General features: G+C 59.1%; 1 protein-coding gene. It reads right to left on the bottom strand.

The features are described from left to right. A partial coding sequence (locus ACR0K9_RS21480) for a transposase (RefSeq protein ID WP_480826109.1) occupies window positions 1–845 on the bottom strand: 845 nt, incomplete at its 3' end. Window positions 846–860 lie beyond the last annotated feature (15 nt).

Here is an 860-nt window from a genome sequence, read left to right as displayed (position 1 = left end):
AGCGGCCCGGTTCCGTAGGCGGTGTCCGCGATCAGGCGTTCGGGATGCAGATCGAACTTGTCCTCTACCCGGTCCAGCATGGTCTTGGTTGATCCAACCTCTGCTTGCCGGATCGATCGCGTCGCCTCGACATCGACGATGACGCCATGATCGGTGTCGATCAGATAATTGTCGGAATAGCTAAAGAACGCAGGGCCTTTGCGGGCTGCCGTCCATTGGCTGGCCGGATCAGAATGGGAGGTGAACTTTGGTTGCACCTCGCTGGCGGCACCGAATGCAGCTTCATCCAGCGTGTCGAGATACTCGCGAACGGCGCGAGGGGCACCGGTCGGGTCGATGTCGGAGGCGTCCCATTCTTCCTTGGGTGTCGAGTTCTGCTTGTTGGCATCCGCCTCGATTAGGCTGGCATCAATTGCCATGCGCTGACCGCTCACCAGACCTTCCGCGATGCATCGCGCCACAGTCGTCTCGAACAGATGACGCAGCAGTTCACTCTCGCGGAACCGACCATGCCGGTTCTTGGAGAACGTCGAATGATCAGGCACGCGGTCGGTCAAATCGAGGCGACAGAACCAGCGATAGGCCAGGTTCAAATGCACCTCTTCGCACAGCCGACGTTCTGACCGAATGCCGAAGCAATAGCCCACCAGAAGCATCCTGATCAGCAGCTCGGGGTCGACCGAAGGACGACCCGTGTGACTGTAGAAATCCGCCAGGTGGGCGCGGATGCTGCTCAGGTCGACAAACTGGTCAATCGACCGCAGCAAATGGTCCTGAGGCACGTGATCTTCCAGCGAGAACTCATAGAACAGCGCAGCTTGAGCCTCTTGCCTTGGTCCCATCATGGCTGATCCTCCCCT

Source organism: Ruegeria sp. L12 (assembly GCF_056531745.1).
The sequence above is the reverse complement of the archived record's forward strand: the minus strand, read 5'-3'. Positions and strand labels throughout refer to the sequence as shown.